The sequence below is a fragment of the Xanthomonas sp. GPE 39 genome (assembly GCF_000963005.1).
GTDB lineage: Bacteria > Pseudomonadota > Gammaproteobacteria > Xanthomonadales > Xanthomonadaceae > Xanthomonas_A.
This window is the reverse complement of the sequence record NZ_JZHZ01000007.1, coordinates 2939912-2963424: the sequence shown is the minus strand read 5'-3', so window position 1 is coordinate 2963424 and position 23513 is coordinate 2939912. Positions and strand designations below refer to the sequence as shown.

Annotated in this window: 20 protein-coding genes; 9 read left to right on the top strand and 11 right to left on the bottom strand. The window is 64.3% G+C overall.

Annotation, left to right across the window (positions count from 1 at the left end):
* Positions 1-2 precede the first annotated feature (2 nt).
* Entirely contained in the window at positions 3-818 is an 816-nt protein-coding gene (locus XALGPE39_RS12425) for an ABC transporter ATP-binding protein (protein WP_045728443.1), read from the bottom strand.
* Positions 819-903: 85 nt separating this feature from the next.
* Entirely contained in the window at positions 904-2016 is a 1113-nt protein-coding gene (locus tag XALGPE39_RS12420) for an ABC transporter permease (RefSeq protein WP_045728442.1), read from the bottom strand.
* A 99-nt stretch (positions 2017-2115) separates the two neighbouring features.
* On the opposite strand from XALGPE39_RS12420, the gene XALGPE39_RS12415 reads away from it, so the two are divergent.
* Positions 2116-3378, top strand: coding sequence for a threonine/serine exporter family protein (locus XALGPE39_RS12415; RefSeq protein ID WP_045728441.1), 1263 nt, complete (start codon positions 2116-2118; stop codon positions 3376-3378).
* A gap of 196 nt (positions 3379-3574) precedes the next feature.
* Here the strand turns inward: XALGPE39_RS12415 and XALGPE39_RS12410 are convergent, their stop codons facing one another.
* The 3 genes from XALGPE39_RS12410 to XALGPE39_RS12400 form a co-directional block, all read right to left on the bottom strand.
* The gene (locus XALGPE39_RS12410; protein WP_045728440.1) at positions 3575-4039 is read right to left on the bottom strand and encodes an H-NS histone family protein; all 465 of its coding nucleotides are present in this window, start codon (positions 4037-4039) and stop codon (positions 3575-3577) included.
* 293 nt (positions 4040-4332) lie between these two features.
* Complete coding sequence (locus tag XALGPE39_RS12405; RefSeq protein ID WP_045728439.1) at positions 4333-6027, bottom strand: proline--tRNA ligase; 1695 nt, start codon at positions 6025-6027, stop codon at positions 4333-4335.
* A 99-nt stretch (positions 6028-6126) separates the two neighbouring features.
* The gene (locus XALGPE39_RS12400) at positions 6127-6519 is read right to left on the bottom strand and encodes a DUF4124 domain-containing protein (protein WP_045729193.1); all 393 of its coding nucleotides are present in this window, start codon (positions 6517-6519) and stop codon (positions 6127-6129) included.
* 79 nt (positions 6520-6598) lie between these two features.
* On the opposite strand from XALGPE39_RS12400, the gene XALGPE39_RS12395 reads away from it, so the two are divergent.
* The 3 genes from XALGPE39_RS12395 to rimI are packed head-to-tail and all read left to right on the top strand — an operon-like array spanning position 6599 to position 8333.
* A complete protein-coding gene (locus tag XALGPE39_RS12395; RefSeq protein ID WP_045728438.1) occupies positions 6599-7375 on the top strand; it encodes a phosphatidylcholine/phosphatidylserine synthase in 777 nt (258 codons plus the stop codon).
* A gap of 5 nt (positions 7376-7380) precedes the next feature.
* Positions 7381-7848: an alanine acetyltransferase gene (locus tag XALGPE39_RS12390; RefSeq protein ID WP_200893924.1), complete on the top strand. Its 468-nt coding sequence runs from the start codon at positions 7381-7383 to the stop codon at positions 7846-7848.
* Positions 7845-8333, top strand: a complete 489-nt coding sequence (rimI, locus tag XALGPE39_RS12385; protein ID WP_045728436.1) for a ribosomal protein S18-alanine N-acetyltransferase — start codon at positions 7845-7847, stop codon at positions 8331-8333. The genes XALGPE39_RS12390 and rimI overlap by 4 nt, the downstream gene beginning before the upstream one ends.
* A gap of 134 nt (positions 8334-8467) precedes the next feature.
* Here the strand turns inward: rimI and XALGPE39_RS15990 are convergent, their stop codons facing one another.
* The 5 genes from XALGPE39_RS15990 to XALGPE39_RS12365 form a co-directional block, all read right to left on the bottom strand.
* Positions 8468-8605: a hypothetical protein gene (locus tag XALGPE39_RS15990; RefSeq protein ID WP_161795343.1), complete on the bottom strand. Its 138-nt coding sequence runs from the start codon at positions 8603-8605 to the stop codon at positions 8468-8470.
* A gap of 226 nt (positions 8606-8831) precedes the next feature.
* Positions 8832-9269, bottom strand: a complete 438-nt coding sequence (locus tag XALGPE39_RS12380) for an isoprenylcysteine carboxylmethyltransferase family protein (RefSeq protein ID WP_235429808.1) — start codon at positions 9267-9269, stop codon at positions 8832-8834.
* A gap of 17 nt (positions 9270-9286) precedes the next feature.
* Positions 9287-12199: a valine--tRNA ligase gene (locus XALGPE39_RS12375; protein ID WP_045728435.1), complete on the bottom strand. Its 2913-nt coding sequence runs from the start codon at positions 12197-12199 to the stop codon at positions 9287-9289.
* A gap of 106 nt (positions 12200-12305) precedes the next feature.
* Positions 12306-12731 (bottom strand): DNA polymerase III subunit chi, encoded by a 426-nt coding sequence (locus tag XALGPE39_RS12370; protein WP_045729191.1) that lies wholly within the window; start codon positions 12729-12731, stop codon positions 12306-12308.
* A 151-nt stretch (positions 12732-12882) separates the two neighbouring features.
* Positions 12883-14376, bottom strand: a complete 1494-nt coding sequence (locus XALGPE39_RS12365) for a leucyl aminopeptidase (RefSeq protein WP_045728434.1) — start codon at positions 14374-14376, stop codon at positions 12883-12885.
* A gap of 107 nt (positions 14377-14483) precedes the next feature.
* On the opposite strand from XALGPE39_RS12365, the gene lptF reads away from it, so the two are divergent.
* The gene (lptF, locus tag XALGPE39_RS12360; protein WP_045728433.1) at positions 14484-15569 is read left to right on the top strand and encodes an LPS export ABC transporter permease LptF; all 1086 of its coding nucleotides are present in this window, start codon (positions 14484-14486) and stop codon (positions 15567-15569) included.
* Positions 15566-16672: an LPS export ABC transporter permease LptG gene (gene lptG / locus XALGPE39_RS12355; protein ID WP_045728432.1), complete on the top strand. Its 1107-nt coding sequence runs from the start codon at positions 15566-15568 to the stop codon at positions 16670-16672. Before lptF ends, lptG begins: the two co-directional genes overlap by 4 nt.
* A gap of 101 nt (positions 16673-16773) precedes the next feature.
* Here lptG and XALGPE39_RS12350 read toward each other — a convergent pair whose 3' ends face one another.
* Positions 16774-17250 (bottom strand): RDD family protein, encoded by a 477-nt coding sequence (locus XALGPE39_RS12350; RefSeq protein WP_045728431.1) that lies wholly within the window; start codon positions 17248-17250, stop codon positions 16774-16776.
* Between the two features lie 175 nt (positions 17251-17425).
* Between XALGPE39_RS12350 and xerD the strand changes: the two genes are divergently transcribed.
* The 3 genes from xerD (at position 17426) to purL (ending at position 23441) form a co-directional block, all read left to right on the top strand.
* Positions 17426-18400 (top strand): site-specific tyrosine recombinase XerD, encoded by a 975-nt coding sequence (gene xerD, locus XALGPE39_RS12345; RefSeq protein ID WP_045728430.1) that lies wholly within the window; start codon positions 17426-17428, stop codon positions 18398-18400.
* 101 nt (positions 18401-18501) lie between these two features.
* A complete protein-coding gene (locus XALGPE39_RS12340) occupies positions 18502-19299 on the top strand; it encodes a DsbC family protein (protein ID WP_045728429.1) in 798 nt (265 codons plus the stop codon).
* A gap of 197 nt (positions 19300-19496) precedes the next feature.
* Complete coding sequence (gene purL, locus XALGPE39_RS12335) at positions 19497-23441, top strand: phosphoribosylformylglycinamidine synthase (RefSeq protein ID WP_045728428.1); 3945 nt, start codon at positions 19497-19499, stop codon at positions 23439-23441.
* Positions 23442-23513 lie beyond the last annotated feature (72 nt).

Sequence of the window (23513 nt, the reverse complement as noted above, 5' to 3'; positions counted from 1 at the left end):
ACTCAGGTGTTCTCGATCCAGTGGGTTTTGGCATCGCGCGCGGCGCGGGCACGGGGGCCGTGGAAATAGTCCTGTATCCACGGGTGGTCCACCTGCTCGATCTCGGCCAGGGGCGCGTTGGCGATGACCTTGCCATCGGCCAGCACCGCGACGCGGTCGCAGATCGCGTACAAGGTGTCCAGATCGTGGGTGATCAGGAAGACGGTCAGGCCGAGCGCTTCTTGCAAGGTGCGGATCAGGCGGTCGAACGCCGCCGCGCCGATCGGGTCCAGCCCGGCGGTGGGTTCGTCGAGGAATAACAGCGGCGGATCGAGTGCCAGCGCGCGTGCCAGTCCGGCGCGTTTGCGCATGCCGCCGGACAATTGCGAGGGGAGTTTGTTCAGCGCATCGGCGGGCAGGCCAGCCAATTTCACCTTCAGTAGCGCCAGTTCGTAGTGCCAGCTGTCGGGCAGTTCGGCAAAATGTTCCTTGAGCGGCACTTGTACGTTCTCGCCCACGCTCAGCGAGGAAAACAGGGCGCCATCCTGGAACAGCACGCCGGTGTTGCGCTCCACGTGCAGTCGGTCTTCGCGGCGACCGGAGTCGGTGTCCACGCCCAGGACGCGGATCGTGCCGGCGTCGGCTTGGCGCAGACCGAGGATGGTGCGCATCAATACCGATTTGCCGGTGCCCGAACCGCCGACGACGCCGAGGATCTCGCCGCGACGTACGTCCAGATCCAGTGCCTCGTGCACGGTCTGGTTGCCGAACCGGTTGACCAGGCCACGCACCGAGATTGCGAATGTCTCGGCTGCCTCGGGAGAGCGGGAGTTGCTCAAGCTCCGCACTCCTGGCGGTCGGGCGCCGAACCGGACGTGTGCGGCATACGGTTGCGGTTTTCGCTATCCAATGCGGTCTTCATCATTACCATCCCATTTTCATGAACCACAGCGCGGCGAACGCGTCGAGGATGATCACCAGTGAGATGGTCTGTACCACGCTTGAGGTGGTGCGTTCGCCGACCGATTGCGCGGTGCCTTCCACCCGCAGCCCTTCCAGGCAGCCGATCAGGCCGATCACGACCGCGAAGATCGGCGCTTTGGCCAGGCCGACCAGCATGTGCTGCACATGGATGGTGTCGTGCATGCGCGCCAGGTACATCTGCGGCGGAATGCCAAGGTCGAACGCGCCCACGGTGACGCCGCCGGCCAGGCCGGCAATCATCGCCACGAAGGTCAGCAGGGGCAGCATCACGAGCAGTGCCAGCAGCCGTGGAATCACCAGCAGATCCATCGGGTCCAGTCCCAGGGTCTGGATCGCGTCGATTTCCTCGCGCGCTTTCATCGCGCCGATCTGTGCGGTGAACGCGCTGGCGGTGCGTCCGGCCAGCACGATGGCGGTCAGCAGCACCGCGAATTCGCGCAGGAATGCGATGCTGACCAGTTCCACCACGTAGATCTCGGCGCCGAAGTCGCGCAGAACGGTGGAGCCCAGGAACGCAATCACCGCGCCGACCAGATAGGACAACAAGGCCACCAATGGCACCGCGTCCAGGCCGACCTGTTCCATGTGATGGAAGGTGGAGGTGAGCCGGAAACGTCTCGGTGCGTGCATCAGACGCAACAACTTGACCAGGACTTCGCCGAGGAAGCCGACCAGTGCGACGATTTCCTTGCCGTTGCGATGCACGGTATAGCCAAGGCGTTCCAGTGCGGCGACAAAGCCATAATCGCGCTTGCGCTTGGGGCGGTCGTCGGCGACGTCCTCGATGGTCGAAACCAGCGCGCGGTGATCCTGGCGGAAATCCAGCCGCTCTTGGGCGATACCATTGCGTGTTGCGTAACGGATCAGTTGCAACACGCCAGCCGAATCCAATTGAGCGATGCCGCTGGCGTCGATGCCGGTCGTCCCCGCTGGCATGCTGCGTAGTACCTCGGAAGCGACCAAGGCGGTGGAAAGCGTCCAACTGCCGGTCAGCCGCACCCGCGAGGGGTCTCGGTCGTCTTGGCGCAATTGTGGCGGTTGTGGTTCGATCATAGGCACGTCAGTTGCGCGAGCATACCTGTTTCGCCTTTAGCGCAATGTGGTTGTGCATGACAGGTGGCTGGGAGCGGCGTTCGCGTCATACTAGCCGACATGCCAGCCGCTCCTCCGCTCATCAGCCCTTCCGCCAACGCGACCTACGCGCAGCGCATTGCCTTCGTCTCCGAGATCGCCGGGCGCCTGCATTCTTACGGCACCACGGCGCAGCGGCTGGAGGCGGCGGTGGTGGCGTTGTCGCAGCAACTGGACGTGGACTGCGAGCCCTGGTCCAACCCCACCGGTCTGATCCTCAGTTTCAGCGACCCCACCAAGGCGATCGGCTCCAGCGATATCACCCGTGTAGTACGTCTGGCGCCGGGCGACAACGACCTGCATAAGCTGAGCGTTGCCGACCGCATTGCCGATGATGTGGCCTGCGGGCGGATGAGCGTGGCACAGGGGCACACCGCGCTGCGCCAGTTGGACCAGCCGCCGGGGCGGCGCTGGATGGCGATGCAGGTGCTCGGCTTCGGCCTGGCCGCCGGCAGTGTGGCCGGGTTATGGCGGCTGCCGTGGCTGGACATCGCCACCGCTGCGGTCACTGGGCTGCTGATCGGTCTGCTCAGCCATTTCACGGACAAGCGGGCGGCAACCCGAGAGGCGCACGACGCGCTGGCGGCGCTGCTGGCCGGTTGCGTTGCGACCCTGGTGGCGACCTTTATCGCGCCGCTGAATCTCAATACGGTGATCATCGCCGCGCTGGTGGTGTTACTGCCCGGGATGGCGCTGACCAACGCCGTCAACGAATTGACCAGTCAACATTGGGGCTCGGGCACGGCGCGCTTTGCCGGCGCGGTCACGACGGTGGTCAAGTTGGCCGTGGGCGCGGTGAGCGCGGTGACGCTGGCGCAGTTGCTCGGGCTGCATCCGATGGTGCGAGCCTTGCGTCCCCAGTCTGATTGGGTGGAAGGCGCTTCGCTGCTGGTCGCGGCATATGCGTTCGCGCTGCTGTTCAAGGCCAGTGCGCGCGATTATCCATATGCGATGGCGGCGTCGGTGACCAGTTATGCCATCGCGCGCTTTGCTGGGGATGCCTGGGGCAGTCCGGTTGGCATCTTCATGTCGGCGATGCTGCTGACCGCCGCCGGCAATTTGTTTGGGCAGCTATTGCACCGGCCCGGTGCGTTGATCCGATTGCCGGGCATCATCATGCTGGTGCCCGGGAGTGCCAGCTTGCGGGGATTGCTCACCCTGGTCCAGCAGCAGGACGTGCTCGGTGGCAGGTCGGCATTGTTGACCGTGACCAATATCGTGATGGCCCTGGTCGGTGGCCTGTTGTTCGGTAATCTGCTCGTGCCGGCGCGCAAGAATCTTTAGCGCGTGTGAGGTACTTGCGCAGTGAATGCGTAGTCGCCTGGGGTCGTCAGACAACGCGCGCAATAGCCCATTCGCATGGTTAAGAGCAACGTCTCCGACGCCGAATTACATCGCGTGATTCAGCCTGCCGTTGCATTGGCGGGGCAATAAAAAACGCCGGCATAGGCCGGCGTTTCCGATTGGTCGGTTTTCCGACTCAAGCTTTCTTAGCGGCTGTCCTGCCTGCTTTCTTGACGATACGCTTGCCCACCTTCTTGGCGCCTTTCTTGGTCGCGGTGGACTTGGCGGTGGCACCGGCGATCAGGAAATCCTCGACCTTTTTGCCTTTGGCTACCAGATCGGCCAGCCAACGCGGCTGCTTACCGCGGCCGGTCCAGGTTTCGCTGGCATTTGCCGGGTTGCGATATTTCGGTGGCACCTTGCCCAACTTGCGGCCCGGCTTCGGCCCCGGCTTGCCGACCTTGGGACCGCGGGTCCCGGTCGTGACGGCGCCAGTGAAAATCTCATCGAGGCTGTAGCCGTGGCTCTTCGCCAGCCGTGCCAACTGGGCGCGGACCTTGAGGATGGGCGTGCGCTTGGCGACGATGGACTGCTGTTTCTTGGCGGTCTTGATGAGTGCGCCCAACTGTTTGGCCGACAGGCCGCTGAGATCGATGGTCATTTTTTCTCCGGAAATATATGGGATAGCCTATTTGCCATTCCCTGGCTGGGATCGAATCATAATCATGCTTTATGCAATTGACAAATACCCCGGTTATTCGCGTGAGTAGTCATTGCCCGCTGTGGGGGAGCTGATCGGCTTATCTTGTGATATCCATCGTACTCAACGGCCTTATCGGTGAGTCCGGCTTGGCTGCGATACAGTGGTTTGATCGTGGTGATGTGAAGGCTGGGGAAGGAAAAAAGGCCGGGATATATTCCCGGCCCCTTTGGTTCATCCCAGCAGGTTTTGGTTCATCCCCGCAGCTTTGCCAGCAAGGCGGTATGGTCCAGGTTTTCCGGCTCTCCGCCGCTGCGTGCGCGATATTCGAAGGTGCCAGCGGCCAATCCGCGTTCTGAGACCACGACCCGGTGCGGAATCCCGATCAGTTCGATATCAGCGAACATCGTTCCGGCGCGCAGGCCACGGTCGTCCAGTATCGCCTCCAGTCCGGCTTGCTGCAGCTCGGCTAACAGAGCGTTGCCGGCGGCATCGATGGCGGGATCTTGTTTGGGGTTGATCACGCAGATCGCCACTGCCCACGGCGCCATTGGCTGCGGCCAGCGGATTCCCGCCGCGTCGTGGTTCTGCTCGATGGCTGCGGCGACGATGCGGGAAATGCCGATGCCATAACAGCCCATCGCCATTGCCACGGTTTTGCCGTTCTCGTCCAGCACGGTGGCGTCCAGTGCCTGTGCATACTGCCTGCCGAGCTGGAAGACGTGGCCCACCTCGATGCCGCGTGCCAAGCGGATTTCGCCACCATCTTGGGCGCGTTCGCCTTCCACCACGTTGCGCACGTCGGCAACGGTGTCCGGTTCCGGCAGGTCGCGGCCCCAGTTCACCCCCGTCAGGTGGAAGCCGACGGCGTTGGCACCGACCACGAAATCGGCCATGGCCGCCACGTCGCGGTCAGCGACCACACGGATCGGCTGCTGCGGATGCACAGGGCCGAGGAAGCCCGGCTCGCTGCCCAGGTGCGCGCGAATCTCGGCCTCGTTGGCCATGCGATAGCCTGCCAGGCCGGGGACCTTGCCCAGTTTGATCTCGTTGATCGCATGGTCGCCGCGCACCAGCGCCAGCACGAATACATCGCCGGCCATCACCGCCACCGATTTGACCGTGCGCTGCAATGGAATGCCGAGCAACTGCGCGACCTCTTCGCAGGTTTTTTGCGTGGGCGTGGCGACCTTATGCAGTGTCTCGCTGGCGGCCGCGCGTGGCGGCGGCGTGGCGGCGATGGCGGCCTCCACATTGGCCGCGTAGTCCGAGCCGGTGGAGAACGCCAGCGAATCCTCGCCAGAATCGGCCAGGACGTGGAATTCCTGCGAGGCGTCGCCGCCGATGTCGCCGGAATCGGCCTGCACCGCGCGGAATTGCAAACCCAGGCGGGTAAAAATGCGGTGGTAGGCCGCTTTCATGTTCTCGTATTCGCGCGCCAGATCTTCCTCGCTCAAGTGGAACGAATAGGCGTCCTTCATCAGGAATTCGCGCGCGCGCATGACTCCGAAGCGTGGCCGGATCTCATCGCGGAATTTGCTCTGGATCTGGTAGAAGTTGACCGGTAGCTGTTTGTAGCTGTTCAGTTCATGACGGGCGAAATCGGCTGCGGCTTCCTCAGCGGTAGGGCTATAGCAATAATCCTGTTCCTTGCGATCGCGTATCCGCAGCATCAGGTCGCCGAATTTTTTCCAGCGTCCGGTCGCGTCCCACAGCTCGCGCGGCTGGATGGTCGGGAACACCACCTCCAGGGCGCCGGCGCGGTTCATTTCCTCGCGCACCACCATCTCCACCTTGCGCAACACACGCAGGCCCAGTGGCGACCACGTGTACAGGCCGGAGGCGAGCTTGCGGATCATGCCGGCACGTAGCATCAGCCTGTGGCTGACCAGTTCGGCGTCGGCGGGGGTTTCCTTGGTGGTATGCAGGTGAAACTGGGAAAGGCGCATCGAGGGGGCTTCGCTAGCGGCGGGCGCCCATTTTGCCAGTCATTGCGCGCGCTGCGGGTGGGGCGAGCGGCCCACGCCGCGCTGCCGTGGCGGGCGGCTTTACTTGGCCGCTGGGGTCGGCGTGCAGTAGGCCTTGATCGCAGCCTCGGCCAAAGCCTTCTGCGTGGCCCGCTGGGATTCGTCCAGTACCCCGTCCGGCTTGCCATCGCCCTTGCTATCGGTGGTGATCTTGCCGGGTTTGTTGAGGATGTCCAGGTTCTTGCGCGCGATCAGGCAGTTAGGGTTCTCGGCTGGGCTGGCGGCCTGGGGATCGACCGAGGTATCGCCGTGGGCGTCGATCCGTCGCTCTTGGTACTTGACGCCAGGAGGTGGCGTCTCCGCATAGTGGGTGACGCCTTGCGCGTCCTTCCACTGATATAACGTGGTGGCGCCGAGCATGCCACTGGCGGCGAGCAGGGGCAGGCAGCAAAAAAACCGGGACAGGGCGCGCATTGTGGTCTCCAGGGCGCGGCGGCGAAGTGCCGATTGCAGCATTCGCCGACTCGCCTGGCAAGTCGATTAAACTGCACGAATGAATCACCCCCGACAGCCTCCTCGTTCGCGCGCCATTTATTTGTTGCCGAACCTGTTCACCACCGCCGGCCTGTTTTCCGGTTTTTACGCCATTATTGCCGCGGCCAATGGCGACTTCGTGCCTGCCAGCGTGGCGGTATTCGTGGCCGCGGTGATGGACGGCCTGGACGGGCGGGTGGCGCGGTTGACCGGCACCAGCAGTGAATTCGGCGTGCAGTACGATTCGTTGGCCGATCTGGTCAGCTTCGGTATGGCCCCGGCGCTGGTGATGTACCACTGGTCGCTGTCGGCGCTGAAGTTCGACGGCGGCATGATGGGGCGACTCGGCTGGTCGGCGGCGTTCTTGTATGCCGCTTGCGCGGCATTGCGATTGGCTCGTTTCAATACCCAGGCCGGTACCGTAGATAAGCGCTGGTTCGTGGGTCTGGCCAGTCCGGCTGCGGCGGGGTTGATGATGGCGTTCGTGTGGTCTTTCGCAGACGGTGCGTTGGGCTGGGATGGCGGTCAACTGCGCTACGTGGCGTTGGGGCTGACCGTGATTGGTGCCCTGCTGATGGTCAGCCGCATCCGCTTCTGGAGTTTCAAGGGCGTTGGCGAGAAGAGCCGGCGTACCGATCGGGTGCCGTTTCTGATGCTGGTATTGGCACCGGTACTGATTGCGGTGTTGGTGATCGACTTGGCGCGCGCGTTGCTGGCAATCGCTGTGCTGTATGCGCTGTCTGGGCCTTGTATGTGGTTGTGGCGGCGTTGCCGTAAGGTGCCGGACGCCGTATGAGCGCGCTGTCCGGGCCCGCGCTGTTGTGGTCGGTCGAGCAGGTTGGCTGGCTGCAGGCACTGGGGCATACGCTGTATGTCGGCGCTGATGCCGCGCCCGTCGCGGAGCTATCGCCGTTGGACGAGCCGTCTGCATCGGCGCTGTCTTCTGTGGCGACGCAAGTGCTTTCGCAGTCTCCAGCAGACTCTCTGGTGCCCGCTGTATCCCAGGAGCGTCGCCGTGCGCCCAGCTCCGATGCACTGTCCGAACCGGCCCGTGTAGTGCCGAGCGCTGGTGTCGCCCGTGTCGGCGGGCGACGCATGCCCGACCGTCTGCAGATCGCACTCTTGCGCGCTTCCGGCCTCAATCCCAACGATTCGGCCACTCAGGCCTTGATGGCGACTTGGCCGCTGGATCAACTGCGTGGCAATCCTGCGGCCAAGCGCGCGCTGTGGCCGCAGTTGCGCGTTCTACGCAAGCGGGCACCGCGATGAGCGCGATGGGTTGGCCGTCGTCGTCTGCGGCCAACCTGCGGACGTTGCGCGAGGCCGATCTGGATGCTGTGATGGAGATCGAGCGTCGAGCTTATCCCTTCCCCTGGACCCGTGGCATCTTCCGCGATTGTTTGCAGGCCGGCTATCCGGGCTGGGTCCTGACAGACCAGGGCGATATCGTCGGCTATGGGGTCATCAGTGTCGCCGCTGCCGAGGCGCACATTCTCAACGTCTGCGTGGCACCGGAGCGGCAGTCGCGTGGCTATGGCCGCTTGTTGCTGCGCGCGTTGATCAAATATGGTGCTGACTTGGGCGCGCGCCGCGTGTTCCTCGAAGTGCGTCCGTCGAACTTGAACGCGATTGCGCTGTACCACAGCGAAGGTTTCAATGAGATCGGTCGACGCCCACGCTACTACCCCGCCGCGCAGGGGCGCGAGGATGCTGTGGTGATGGCGATCGAGTTGTTCTTTGAAGGTATGTCCTAATTAAGGGCGAGTAATAGAACGATTGCATCGCCGCCGGATGGGTGCGGGCATTGCGTGGAGTTTTTGTTCAACACCTTGGCATGGCGGTTGCTGCGTGTTGCTCGCATGTGCCTGCCGACGTTTTTTCGTTCCCTCTAAGGCAGCACTTTCAAGCCGGCTGTCGCGAGGATTTTTGCATTTACGTCAATGGCTTCTTTGGCCGGATTACATTTGCACTTCGCTTCGATTGCGAAGGTGTGATGAATTGAAAAAGCCGCGATGGTGCTGTGCATTCGCATGCCTACAGTGGCGTGATTTGCGCAGCGTTCGGCACGTGGGCGCACGGTTGCGTAGTAGTATTGTTGTCTTGTCGCAGTGGCGAGCTGAAATGATTTTTGCAGGTAAGTTGCGCGATGCGAAGCGCATGTCCGGTGTCGGGTCACTGATGACGGCGTCGAACTTTTTTTGACATGTCGCATGTGCTTGCTGCGGTGCTGCGTTACCCGTTCTATTCTGACACTACAACCAGCGGCGCACGCGTTTGCAATACTGCGTATAGGCATCGCCGAAGCGCGCCTGCAATGCGCGCTCTTCTGGCCGGATCTGGAAGTGGGTGACATAGCCCATGTAGGCGGGGACGGCCAGCAGTGCCAGAGCGTGGCGCATGAGTAGCGCCAATCCAAGCAGAATCAGCGCATGGCCGAGGTACATGGGATTACGCGACCACCGGTGCAAGCCTGATTGCACCAAGTGCGTAGCACGTTGCGGGTGCAGCGGATTGATCGTGGTGCCGACACGCTGGAACGCACGCTTGGGAGCGACATTGAAGCTCACCCCCGTCATGATAATCACGATGCCGATAATGCCGGCATCCAAGCGTGAGACATACCCTGCGTCGATCCGAGATAATCCCCAGGCGATGACAGCGCATAGCGCCATCACCAGTGGAGGCGGCAACCGGGTCTCCAGCCAGTTCACAGCCGGGCGCGCTGCTCGCGCAGACCGTCGAGCTGCACGCTCCAATCGATCAAGCGTTGACGCTCCTGCTCGATCACCGTGGCTGGCACTTTGTCGGTGAACTTGCCCAGCTTGGTTTCGCTCTTCTCCTTTTCGGCGGCGACCCGGGCGATTTCCTTGTCCAGGCGTAGGCGTTCGGCCTCTAGGTCGACCAGGCCTTCCAGCGGAACCAGTAGTTTCAGTTCGCCGACGATCGCCGCGGCACAAGCCGGCACTGGTGCGCCATCTTCCAGCCACTGGATCGTGTTGAGTTTGAGCAAAAAGCGCAGTTGCGCGGCAAAACGCTGCACCCGCGCGCGGTCTTGCGGTAGGCCCGCCAGTAGGCGCAGCGGCACTTGCCGCGATGGCGCTACTTGCAGTTCGCTGCGCACCCGGCGCAGCGCCGAGACCATCGCCTGCAGCCATTCGATATCTGCCGCAGCGCCCGCGTAGGCGGACACGTTCATCGTGGCCGCGTCCGGATATGGCTGCAGCGAGATGGTCGCTGCGGTTATGCCCAGGCGTGGCGCCACTTGCAACCAGAGTTCTTCGGTGACGAAGGGGGTCAGTGGATGCAGCAGCCGCAGCAGCGTTTCCAACACATGCAGCAGGGTATGCCGGGTGCTCTCGGCGGCGGATACGTCCTCGCCAGCCAGCGCGGGTTTTGCCAGTTCCAGGAACCAGTCGCAGAACGCGTTCCAGGCGAATTCGTACAGACATTGCGCCAGCAGGTCGAAGCGATAGGCAGCGAAATGCGTCTGTGCTTCGGCTGTCACTGCCTGCAAGCGCAGCAGAATCCACTTCTCGGCATCGGTGATGGGGGCGTGCTTGTCCAGGCTCCGATGCAAGGCGGTGTCCGCAGCGTTCGCCATCTCAGCGCGAGGCAATGCGTTTGTCGCTGTCGCGTCCTCGGCATCTTCGGGCTGCGTATTCATCAGCACGAAGCGGCTGGCATTCCACAGTTTGTTGCAGAAGTTTTTGTAGCCCTCTGCGCGGCCCAGGTCGAATTTGATGTCGCGGCCGTGGCTGGCCAGCGCGGCAATGGTGAAGCGCAGCGCATCGGCACCGTGGGCGATGATGCCGGTGGGGAATTCCTTGCGCGTGGCTTTCTCGATTTTCTCGGCCATGCGCGGCTGCATCAGCCCGGTGGTGCGCTTGGCGACCAGCTCGTCGATGTGGATGCCGTCGATAATGTCCAGCGGATCGAGCACATTGCCCTTGGACTTGGACATTTTCTGTCCATCCTTGTCGCGGATCAGGCCGGTGATGTAGACGTCGCGGAATGGCACGCGGCCGGTAAAGCTGTCGGTGGCCATAATCATGCGTGCCACCCAGAAGAAAATGATGTCGAAGCCGGTGACCAGCACGCTGGATGGCAGGTAGCGGTCGAAGCCGCGCTCGGCCATCGCCTGCGGATTTGGCCAGCCCATGGTCGCGAATGGCCATAGCTGCGAAGAGAACCAGGTTTCCAGTACGTCGTGATCCTGGCGCAGCGTGGGCGCCTGGCCGCCATGCTTGGCGGCGGCCTGCGCTCGCGCCTCGTCTTCGTTGCGTGCGACGTAGCAGTTGCCGGCATCGTCGAACCAGGCGGGAATGCGGTGGCCCCACCACAGTTGGCGGCTGATGCACCAATCCTGGATATTCTCCATCCAGTGGCGATAGGTATTGATCCAGTTCGGTGGTACGAATTGGATCTGCCCGGATTCGACCAATTCCAGGCCGCGCTTGGCCAGTGCGTCCATGCGCACGAACCACTGGTCGGTGAGATAAGGCTCGATCACCTGCCCGGTGCGGTCGCCGCGCGGCACTTGCAGTTTGTGCGGTTTGGTTTCGACCAGAAGCGTTTGTTCTTCCAGATCGGCCAGCACTGCCTTGCGGGCGTCGTAGCGGTCCAGGCTGCGGTATTTGTCCGGGACGCTGTCGTTGAGCGTGGCGGTGGTGGTGAAAATGTTGATCATCGGCAATCCATGCCGTACGCCGACTTGGTAATCGTTGAAGTCGTGCGCCGGCGTCACCTTGACCACGCCGGTGCCGAACGCACGGTCCACGTAGGCATCGCCGATCACCGGCACGCGGCGGCCAGTCAGCGGCAGCGTCACCGTCTTGCCGATCAGGTGCGCGTAACGCTCGTCTTCCGGATGCACCATCACGGCGGTGTCGCCGAGCAGGGTTTCCGGGCGGGTGGTGGCCACGACCAAGTAATCGCGGGTTTCACGCAGGATTTCGTTGCCGTCGGCGTCGCGCTCGATGTGTTCGTAGCTGGCGCCGTCCTCCAGTGCGTAGGCGATTGACCATAGAAAGCCCTCTTCCTCGACGCTTTCCACTTCCAGGTCGGAGATCGCGGTCTTCAGCACCGGGTCCCAGTTGACCAGACGTTGGCCGCGGTAGATCAGCCCCTGTTCGTGCCAGCGCACGAATGCCTCGATCACCGCCGCCGAGGGCTGCGGATCCATGGTGAAGGTGCTGCGCGACCAGTCGGCCGAGGTGCCCAGCCGGCGCATCTGTCGCTCGATGGTGTTGCCGGAGTGCTGCTTCCACTCCCACACCTTGGCGATGAAACCGTCGCGGCCCAGCGAATCGCGGGTTTCGCCGTTGCCTTCCAGCGTGAGATTGCGCGAGACCACCATTTCCGTGGCGATGCCGGCATGGTCGCTGCCGACTTGCCACAGCGTGTCGAAGCCACGCATGCGGTGGTAGCGCACCAACGCGTCCATCAGCGTTTGCTGAAACGCGTGCCCCATATGCAGCGTGCCCGTCACGTTCGGTGGTGGCAGCAGCACCGTGTACGGCGCGCCGCGCCCGGACGGTGCGAAATAGCCGGCCGCTTCCCACTGGGTATACAGGCGCGATTCGAAGGACGTGGGGTCGTAGCTGGAGGCGAGGGTGGTCATGGCAAACCGAGGTGGAGTATTCGAAGTGAAGGGGGAGTCGCGCGAAGCAGCGGGCACAGGCGGGGGGGAACCGTTTCAGCATTTCCAGCCGCCATGCCGGGCGCGGTCACATGTCGTACTTGTTGACTGCGTAACCCTGTGCTTTGTACTGCTTCCAGCGCTCGCGCAGCGGTTCGCGCGCCGATGGGTCGGCCGGCACGACTTCCAGCACGCGTTCGCAGGTGCCTAGATAGGGGGCGTCGCGCAGGTTGATGACCAGGGGTCGCGATGCGGCGTCCACCTCGGGAGGCGCGATCAGTACCTGCGCTTCTTCTTCGTCCGCGTCGGCACCGGCGATCTGGTGCGGGATGTAGGCCTCCTCGTCGAAGGCCCACAGCAGTTCGTCCAGTTCCTCGGCCTGGGCCAGGTCGCGTGCCAGCACCAGCGTCCACAGATTGGCGTCGTTGGCCTTGCGCGCCAGCTCGCACACCAGCCGCAGCGGCGCGTTGAGGAACCGTGGCTTGGCGATCAGGTAGAAGTCGGCGCGCATCAGATGGAGCCGGTGCCCGAAACCCGCAACCCGGAACCCGGCAGGCGGATCCGGGGGCGCTGAGGGGTCTTCCCGCAATCCGGGAAAAATGCGTTGACGGGGAGCCTGGGCTGGAAGAACGGCATGACGACGCCTTGCCTTACCGAGTCCGGGGTCACGGATTCCGCGCGCCGGCGCCGCCGGTCCGGTCCAGCAGCCACTGCGTCAACAGCCCGACCGGACGACCGGTGGCCATGCCGCGCTTGCCTTCGTCGCTGGCGACACCGGCGATGTCCAGATGCGCCCAACGCTGGCCTTCAGTGAACCGCGACAGGAAGCAGCCGGCGGTGATCGCGCCGGCCCAGCGGCCACCGATGTTGTAGACGTCGGCGAAGCTGGAGTCGAGCAGGCTTTGGTATTCGTCCCACAGCGGCAGGCGCCAGGCGCGGTCGAAGACGTGTTCGCCGGCGGCCAGCAGTTCCTCGGCCAGATCGTCGTGCTTGCTCATCAGGCCGGCGGTCTGGTGGCCCAGGGCGGTCATGCAGGCGCCGGTCAGCGTGGCGACGTCGATCAGCGCTTCGGGGTTGAAGCGCTCGGCGTAGGTCAACGCGTCGCACAGGATCAGGCGGCCTTCGGCGTCGGTGTTGCCGACCTCGATGGTTTTGCCGGACATGCTGGTGATTACGTCCGAAGGGCGGTAGGCGTTGCCGTCGATCGCGTTTTCCACCGCCGGCACCACCACCACCAGGTTCAACGGCAGGCGTGCGGTCGCGGTGGCGACGAAGGTGCCGATGACGTTGGCACCACCGCACATGTCGTATTTCATTTCCTCGATGCCGCCCTGGGTTTTCAGGTTGACGCCGCCGGTGTCGAAGGTGATGCCCTTGCCGACCAGCACGTAGGGCTTGGCGCTGCCGCCGCCGTTCCACTTGAGCACCAGCAGCCGTGGGCGGTTGGCCGAGCCGCGCGCCACTGCCAGGAGCGATCCCATGCCCAGTTCCTGCATGCGGGTTTCGTCGAGAATCTCGGCCTCGGCACCGTCCACGCCCTTGGCGAACGCGGCGGCGGTCTCGGCCAGGTAGGCCGGGGTGCACAGGTTGGGGGGCAGGTTGCCGAGCTCGCGGGCAAAGCGCACGCCAGCGGCGATGGCCTGGCCCTGGGCCAGGGCGGTGCTGTCCTCGCCGAACACGGCGACCCGGGCCAGACCGCCGTCCTCGGGTTTCTTCTTGCCCAGCGTGGCGGTGTAGCGGTAGCAGGTGTGGTCGCTGACGATCACCGCCTGGCGGATGTTCCAGGCGCGGTCGCGGCCTTTGACCTCCAGTTCGGGCAGGGTGAGCAGCGCCGACACCGTGACTCCGCTCTTCAGTGTGCGGGCGGCGTCCGCGACCGCCTTCAGGTATTGCGGGACGCCGAATTTGGCGCAATCCCCCAGGCCCACGGCCAGCACGCGCGGTGCGCTCACGCCAGGCAGGTCGTGCAGCAGGGTGGTGGCGCCGGTCTTGCCGCTGAGGTCGCCGCGTTCGGCCAGGGCGTTCAGGCGTCCGCCGCTGGCCGCATCCAGTGCCTTTGCCGCTGGCGACAGTTGCTTGTCGGCGAACACGCCAACGACGATACAGTCGAACGCCGCCGTGGTCGGAGCGTCGTGGTTCAGGGTGAATTCCAGGGCCATTGATCAGATTCCGTTGGCTAAACCGTACAATCGCGGACCATTTACCTCCAGCCGGATGGGCTGGAGACGCCGCGAACGAATCTCAGAGTTTAAATCAACCCACTCCCATGCCGAAGCTTGATCGATACTTGCTGCGCGATTTCGTCCAGAGCTTCTCGGCCACCTTGGTCGTGCTGCTGGTGGTCAGCGTCGGGGGCGTGTTGGTGGACGTGCTGGGCAACATCGCCGATGGCCGCATTCCGGCCAAGTTGTTGTTTTCCCAACTGGGCTTGCAGTTCGTGGTGTACCTGCCGCTGATCCTGCCGCTGGCGCTGATGCTCGGGCTGCTGTTGGCGCTGGCGCGGCTGTATCGCGACTCGGAGATGGCGGTGATCACCGCCATGGGCGTCGGTCCGAGGCGGCTGCTGCGGCCGATCCTGATGCTGGTGGTGCCTGTGGTCACGCTGGTAGGGCTGTGCTCGTTATGGCTGGGGCCGTGGGCCGACCGCACCTCCGACCAATTGGTCAACGAGGCCAACCACAGTTTGCTGATGGCCGGATTGGAGGCTGGACGCTTCACCTCGCTGCCCGATGGCAGCATCGTCTATGTCAGTACCCTGTCCGGCGATGGCACTCAACTGAGCAATGTGTTTGTGCAGCGGCAGAAGGATGGCCGCCTGGACGTGGTCACCGCGCAGCGCGGCGCCATGTTTTTCGAGGGCAAAGCCGAGCGCTATCTGCGTCTGCAGGACGGCTATCGGTTCGAAGGGCCGCTGGCTGGCGATGGGCTGGATTACCGGATGATGCGTTTCGCCAACAACGACGTGGCCTTGAGCGAACGCAGCGCCGCACGCAAGGACGATGATCCCGCATTGCTTAGCACCGCCGCGCTGATTCGCGACCCGCGTCCGCAGGCCAATGCCCAGTTGCATGCGCGTCTGGCGCCGCCGCTGCTGGCACTGGCCTTCGCCCTGCTGACCTTGCCGCTATCGCGTAGTTCGCCGCGGCAGCAGCGTTATGGCCGGATCATGTTGGCGTTCCTGGTCTATCTGGCCGGCACCAATCTGATGTTCATCGGTACCCAGTGGCTGAGTACCGATAAGCTCCCGCGCGTGCTCGGCCTGTGGTGGCTGACCCTGCCGCTATTGACCCTGGCGGTGTGGATGTACCTGCGCGATGGCCGGCTGTCGCGGCCGCGGAGGCAGGCACCATGAAACTGCGCCCTAACCTGCACGATTTGTATGTCGGCCGCGCCGTACTCGGCACGGTACTGTTGACCTGGGCGGTGCTGCTGGGTCTGGATGTCATCATGGCCCTGTCCAATGAATTCAAGGACATCGGCAAGGGGAGCTACAGCCTCGGTCATGCCGTGGCCTATGTCGCCTATACCGTGCCGCGGCGCGCCTACACCCTGTTCCCGACCGGCGCGGTGATTGGCGTGTTGATGGGCTTGGGTCAACTTGCCGCCACCTCGGAACTGACCGCGCTGCGCGCGTTGGGCCTGTCGCGGCGGCGGCTGAGCCTGGCGGCGGCGGCGACCATGGCGGTGCTGATCGTCGCCATGGTGTTCAGTGGCGAAACCCTGGCGCCGTGGGCGCAGAATCAGGCCGACGTGATCAAGGCCAATGCCAAGTTCAATAGCAATATGAGCATGGCCCGGTATTCGGGGCTGTGGGCGCGCGAAGGCGACACCTTTCTCAATGCGCAGAGCGGCGAGGAGCATCTGCAGGACGACGGCGGTTCCTGGCTAGAACTGCGCGACGTGCGCCTGTACACGCTTGACCACAATGGCCGTCTGGCTACGCTGACCCATGCGAACAGTGCCGAGCATCATGCCAACGGCTGGACCCTCAAGCAGGGTTATCGCGATACCTTCGCCGAGCGTTCGGTGCAGCGTGAGACGTTCGATAGTCAGCCATGGCCGTCTCGGCTGGATGCGGCGGCCCTGGCTTCGGGCTTGGCCAAACCACGCAATCTGTCCGCGCACGATCTGCAAGCCAGCATCGAGTACCGCCGTCGCAACGGACTGGACGCGCGCGATTACGAAGACCAGTACTGGAGCCGCTGGTTCTACCCGATCAATGTGCTGGCGCTGTGCTTCGCTGCGATCCCATTCGCGTTCGGTGCGCTGCGTAGTGGTGGCATGGGCAAGCGCTTGTTCCTGGGCATCTTGTTCGCGCTGGTGTTCTGGCTGCTGCAGTTGTTCTTCGGGCGCATGGCGGGCGCGTTGAAGTTCGACTATCGCATCGCCTACGCGCTGCCGCCGCTGGTGATGCTCACGGTTTCCTGGTTGATGTTCCGTAAGCGCAGCAGTTAGCCACGTTAACGGCGATGCTGCGCGACCTGTTCCGCTGGGAGCAGTCGCGTGCTCACAAGGATGCCGAGAGTGATCGCGTTCGAACGCATTTGATGGGTTGTTCAAGGCGTTTTTTTCTGAATCCTTGTCAGTCGGGTACCACTGGCGCGGTCATGCCACGCCAGCCGCTCCCGATCCAGCAGCGCCCACCAGAACCCCAGCCCGCCCAGCAGCAATGACACGGTGCCGACCAGGTAGCGGCGCCACAGTGCGCCCCAGCGTGGCGTGCTGCCGTCGGTTGTCTGCACGCGCAGCCGCCACGGGCGCATGCCCAGGGTCTGGCCGCCGCGGCGCCAACTCAGCGTCGCGTAGAGTCCGGCCACGATCCAGCAGCACAGCCACAGCAGCCACTGCAGTGGACTGAACGGTGCGATGTTCTCGCGTGGCGCATGGCCGTCGAGGGTGTAGAAGAGGGTGAACAGCGCCGCGACGACGAACCACAGCGCCAGCACTGGCAACGCATCGTAGAACAGCGCAAGCAGCCGCCACAGCAGCAGCGCGCGCGCGCGGTGGTTGGACTCGGGAAGCGGGGCGTTCATCGCGACAGCTTAGAGTGTGTCGTGCGCTTTGCGTTGGGTTGCCTTGTGTCGATCTGGTGGCGATCCGGACTTGGATTGCGTCGATGGCACATCAGGTACCCAGGACGTTAGGCTTTTCCNTCCGGGCTCCGGGCTCCGGGCTCCGGGTCGTGCGTTTCCCGTATCCTTCCTCGCCATGCCCGTCCTGCATTCTCCTGCCGAACGTCGCCAGCAGGCGCAACGCCTCGCGCCGTTGCGTGATGCCGATGCTGCCGCGATCCAGCAATTCCTGGAGACCGCCTGGGCCGAGCAAGGTCTGGCGCGGCAGAGCCTGGATAGCTATCGGCGCGACCTGGAAGGCTTTGCGCGCTGGCGCGATGGTATTGGGGATGGTCTGGTCGGTGCCGACCGTCAGGCGCTATTCAATTATCTGGCCTGGCGTACCGAACTGGGCTACTCGCAACGCAGCAACGCGCGCTGGCTGTCGTCGTTGCGGGCGTTTTTCGCTTTGCGTCTGCGTCGCGGCGAGCGCAGCGATGACCCGACTGCATTGCTGGAGCCGCCGCGGCTGCCGCGTTCATTGCCTAAGGCGCTTGCCGAAAGCCAGATCGATGCGTTGCTGGCGGCACCCGACACAACCACGCCGCTGGGGCTACGCGACCGCGCCATGCTGGAGTTGATGTATGCGGCCGGACTGCGCGTCAGCGAACTGGTGCAGTTGCCCGCCAATGCGGTGAATCTGCGTCAAGGCGTGCTGCGTGTCACCGGCAAGGGGAGTAAGGAGCGGCTGGTTCCCTTGGGCGAGGAGTCCCAGCATTGGCTGCAGCGCTATCTGGACACGGCACGGTCGGCCCTGGCCGCCGGCCAGGCGGTGCCGGCCAGCGACGGCACGGTGCCGTTATTCATCGATGCGGCGCGACGCCCGGTCAGCCGGCAGCAATTCTGGGTGCTGATCAAACGCTACGCGACGTTGGCCGGGATCGACCCGGTGCGGATCAGTCCGCATGGCCTGCGTCACAGTTTCGCCACCCACCTGCTCAATCGTGGCGCCGATCTGCGTGCGCTGCAGATGTTGCTCGGGCACAGTTCGTTGTCCACCACACAGATTTATACGCTGGTGGCGCGCGAACACCTGCAAGTCTTGCATCGCAAACATCATCCGCGCGGTTGAGTGTTATCGGTCAGAGGGCGATCCCGCTTGTGTCTATGCAAAATCGTGCGTGATGGGTGGTGTGCGACAATCGGCGCGATCTGCAGCCCTCAGGATAGTTCATGCTCCGTTTTGCCCTCTGTGCGCTGCTCAGCGCCGTGTCCCTTTCCGCCTGCGCCGAGTCCACCGTGCCTGCCGATGCGTCGGCCAAGGTCGCCCCTGCCAGTGGCAATGCGGTTGATCAGCGCGTGCGCGCCGCGTTGATGGAACTGGACCCCAGCTTCAAGCCGGACTACATCGGCGCGGCGCCGTTCCCCGGTTTTCGCGAAGTGGTGGTCAGCGGGCATTTGCTGTATCTGTCCGACGATGGTCGTTATCTGTTTCAGGCCCAGCCCCTGGATATTCAGGAGAAGCAGCTCGCGTCCAGCGAGGGCCTGCTGAATTACCGTCGCAAACTGCTGGAATCGGCGCCGCGCGCCGACCGCATCGTGTTTGCTCCGGCCAATCCGAAGTACACGATCAGCGTCTTCACCGACATTGAGTGCGGCTATTGCCGCAAGCTGCACAGCGAGATCGGCGAGCTCAACAAGCAGGGGATCGCGGTGGAATACCTGGCCTTCCCGCGCATGGGTCTGGGCAGCCAGGATTACAAGGACATGGTGGCGGTGTGGTGCGCGGCGGACAAGAAGAAAGCGCTGACCGAGGCCAAGGCCAACGGCAAGGTGCCGAACGGCTCCGACAACTGCAAGAACCCAGTGACCATGCAATACAACCTGGGCCAGCGTCTGGGGGTCAACGGCACCCCGGCGATCTTCGCCCCGGATGGTACGCAGGTGGGCGGCTACTTGCCGCCAGCGAAACTGCGCCAGGCACTGGACATGCGCGCGGCGGAAGCGGCCAAGGCCGGCGCACGCCGCTAAAGGGCGCAGGCCAGGGGCGCAGGAGCGCCGGCATAGGCCGTGTTGACCGGTGCTGTCAGGCCGCGACCTGCTGCGTTTGGATTCCGGATCGACCCCGCCATGGCGGGGTCGATGCGTTTGCAATGCCGAGTTGCGTCCCGAGTCCCGTCCGTCCCGGCTACAATAGCCAGCCCGTTTCCTCACACGGTTCACCGGACATGATCGTCCTTGAGGGCGCCTCAGCCCTTTCGCCGTTCCGTCGCGCTCGGCTCGAAACCCGTCTGCAATCCATCGTTCCCGGCGTGCGCATCACCGGCGCCTGGCATGTCTATTTTCTCGATTGCGACAGCGACGCTCAGGTCGATCTGAGCGCGGCGTGCCGCATCTTGCAGGCCCAGGAGTCGCCGGTTGCGGCCGAGCCGGGAGCCTGTTCGCGCTATGTGGTCCCGCGCTTGGGAACGCGTTCGCCGTGGTCGAGCAAAGCCACCGAACTGGTGCGCGGTGCTGGCCTGGCGATCCGGCGGGTGGAGCGAGGGACTCGGCTGGACCTGGCGGGTTGGCCTGCGACGCCAACGCAGCAGGCGGCGCTGGCCAAGCTGTTGCACGATCCGATGACCCAATCGTTGCTGGAGGGCGCGGCGCAAGCGCAGGCGTTGTTCCAGGCACCGGCGCGTGGGGAGGTCGAGCGCATCGCGCTGGCACAGTTGGAGGCGGCCAACGTGCGCTTGGGCCTGGCCCTGGCCCAGGACGAGATCGACTACCTGCGTCAGCGCTTCGGCGAGCTTGGTCGCGATCCGGCCGATGTGGAATTGATGATGTTCGCGCAGGCCAATTCCGAGCATTGTCGGCACAAGATCTTCAATGCCACCTGGACCATCGACGGCAAGGAGCAGGAGCACTCGCTGTTCCGGATGATCAAGCACACCCACCAACAGACCCCGCAGCATACGCTCAGCGCGTACAGCGATAATGCGGCCGTGGTGGAAGGGCATCCGGCCGCGCGCTATCGCCCGGACCCGAGCAGTGGCGAGTACCGCAGCGAAGCAGTGACGCCCTCGGCGTTCTGCATCAAGGTCGAGACTCACAACCATCCGACTGCGATCGCGCCCTTCCCGGGCGCGTCCACTGGTGCCGGTGGCGAAATCCGCGACGAGGGGGCCACCGGCCGTGGCGGTAAACCCAAGGCGGGCCTGACGGGTTTCAGCGTCTCGCATTTGCGTATTCCCACCTTGCCGCAGCCATGGGAACGCGCGCGTCCACTGAACCCACGCATGGCGCCGGCGTTGGAGATCATGCTGGAAGCCCCTCTGGGCGGCGCGGCGTTCAACAACGAATTCGGTCGGCCCAACCTGCTCGGCTATTTCCGTAGCTTCGAGCTACCCGAGGCGCAGGATCTGACCCGCGCCTACGACAAGCCGATCATGCTGGCCGGCGGCTTGGGCGCGATCGACCGGATCCAGGTGCAGAAGATTGCGCTGCAACCGGGCGATGCGGTGATCGTGCTCGGCGGCCCGGCGATGCTGATCGGTCTGGGCGGCGGCGCGGCCAGTTCGGTGGCCTCCGGCGACAGCGCCGAGGAGCTGGATTTCGCCAGCGTGCAACGCGACAACCCGGAGATGGAGCGGCGCGTGCAGGAGGTGATCGACCGCTGCGTGGCGTTGGCGGCGGACAACCCGATCCGCTGGTTCCACGACGTCGGTGCCGGTGGCCTGTCCAACGCCATTCCCGAATTGCTGCACGACTCGGGCGTGGGCGGCATCATCGATCTGGGGCGTGTGCCTAGCGATGACCCGTCGCTTTCGCCGATGCAGTTGTGGTGCAACGAATCGCAGGAACGCTATGTGCTCGGTGTGCCGCAGGCGCGCCTGGCCGAGTTCGCCGCGATCTGCGAGCGCGAGCGGTGTCCGTTCGCCGCGGTTGGTGTGGCGACGGCGGAGCAGCGACTGGTGGTGGGCTACGGCACGCTCGACCCTGCGGCCGATGCCGCCGGGATGCGCGACTTGCCCATCGATCTGCCCATGGACGTGCTTTTCGGCAAGCCACCGAAGATGCATCGCGCTACCCATCAGCCGCCGCCGCCGTGCTGGCCGTCACTCGATCCCAGTGCCCTGGATTTGCACGAGGCCGGCTTGCGCGTGTTGGCGCATCCGGCGGTGGCGGCGAAGAGCTTTCTGGTCACCATCGGCGACCGCAGTGTCGGTGGTCTTACCGCACGCGAGCAGATGATCGGGCCATGGCAACTGCCGCTGGCCGATTGCGCGATCACCCTGGCCGGCTTCGACACCCATGCCGGCGAAGCGATGGCGATTGGCGAGCGTACCCCGCTGGCGCTGCTCGACGCGGCGGCCGCCGCGCGCATGGCCGTCGGCGAGGCGATGACCAACTTGTGCGCGGCACCGGTACAGGCGTTGGATCAGATCAAACTCTCGGCGAACTGGATGGCGGCGGCCAACCACGATGGCGAGGACGCACGCTTGTACGCCGCAGTCCAAGCGGTGGGGATGGAGCTTTGCCCGCAGTTGGACCTGAGCATCCCGGTGGGCAAGGATTCGCTGTCGATGCAGGCGCAATGGCAGGCCGGTGCGCCTCACGACGCTGATGCGTCCAATGCCGGCGCAACGCATAAAAGCGTCGCGCCCGTCTCGCTGATCGTTTCCGCCTTTGCTCCCGTCGCCGATGCGCGTGCGCAGTTGACGCCGTTGCTGGCACGCGAGGTCGAGAGCGAGCTGTGGTTGATCGGGTTGGGTGGCGGCAAACAGCGTCTGGGTGGATCGGTCTTGACGCAGGTGTACGCCGAGGGCGAACTGCCTGCGTTTGGTGGGGCAGTCCCCGATCTGGATGATCCGCAGCGCTTACGCGCGTTCTTCCACCTCATTCGCGATGCGCGCGAAGCCGGCATGCTGCTCGCCTATCACGACCGCAGCGACGGCGGCGCGTTCGCTGCCCTGTGCGAAATGGCGTTTGCCTCGCGTCAGGGCCTGGACATCACCCTCGATGCCTGGGGCGAGGACCCGTTCCGCAGCCTGTTCAACGAGGAGCTTGGTGCCGTGGTGCAGGTTGCCGACGAGGACCGTGCCGCGTTCGCCGATCTGGTCGAGCGCCATGCGCTGACCGAATGTGCGCAGCGCATCGCCCGTCCCAGCACCGCCGCCGCCGTGCGCGTGAGTCTGGCCGGCAAGATACTGGTGGAGTGGCGCTGGGAGGCGTTGTTCGATGCCTGGTGGTCTGTCAGCCATGCCATGCAGAAGTTGCGCGACAACCCTGACAGTGCCGATGAAGAACGCGCGTTGGCGCGCGATTTCGCTGCGCCCGGGTTGCAACCGAAATTGACGTTCGACCCGTCCGAGGATGTGGCCGCGTCGTACAGCAAGGGGCACGCGCCGTCGGTCCTCAGTGGCCAGGGGCCGAAGGTGGCGATCCTGCGCGAGCAGGGCGTCAACGGCCAGATCGAAATGGCGCATGCCTTCGAACGTGCGGGTTTCCGTGCGTTCGATGTGCACATGAGCGATCTCATCGCCGGCCGGGTGGACTTGGCCGATTTCGCCGGTCTGGCTGCCTGTGGTGGCTTCAGTTACGGCGACGTCCTCGGCGCGGGGCGCGGTTGGGCGACCTCGATTCTGGAGCGGCCGGCGCTGCGCGATGCGTTCGCCGCGTTTTTCGCGCGCAGCGACAGCTTTGCGCTGGGCGTGTGCAATGGCTGCCAGATGCTCAGTCAGCTCAAGGAGATCATCCCCGGCGCAACGCATTGGCCGCGGTTTTTGCGTAACCGTAGCGAGCAGTTCGAAGCGCGCACCAGCTTGCTGGAAGTGGTCGAATCGCCATCGATTTTCCTGCGTGGTATGGCGGGTTCGCGGATTCCGGTGGCGGTGGCGCATGGCGAAGGCCGTGCCGAATTCGCCAGCGCCGTCGATCAGGCAGCCGCGCGCGTGGCACTGCGTTTCGTCGACGGCAATGGTGCGGTTGCTACGCGTTACCCGTTGAATCCGAACGGTTCGCCCGACGGCATCACCGGCCTGACCAGCGACGATGGCCGGGTGACGATCCTGATGCCGCATCCCGAGCGCACGCCGCGCTCGCTCAATCTGAGTTGGCACCCCGCCGATTGGCCGGATGCTTCGCCGTGGCTGCCGATGTTCCGCAACGCGCGGGTGTGGGTGGCTTAAGCTGACCCGCCGGACGTGTCCGCTGCCATGCGGATGCGTTCGCCTGCTCCGGGGCGATTCCGCCTTGCTTGC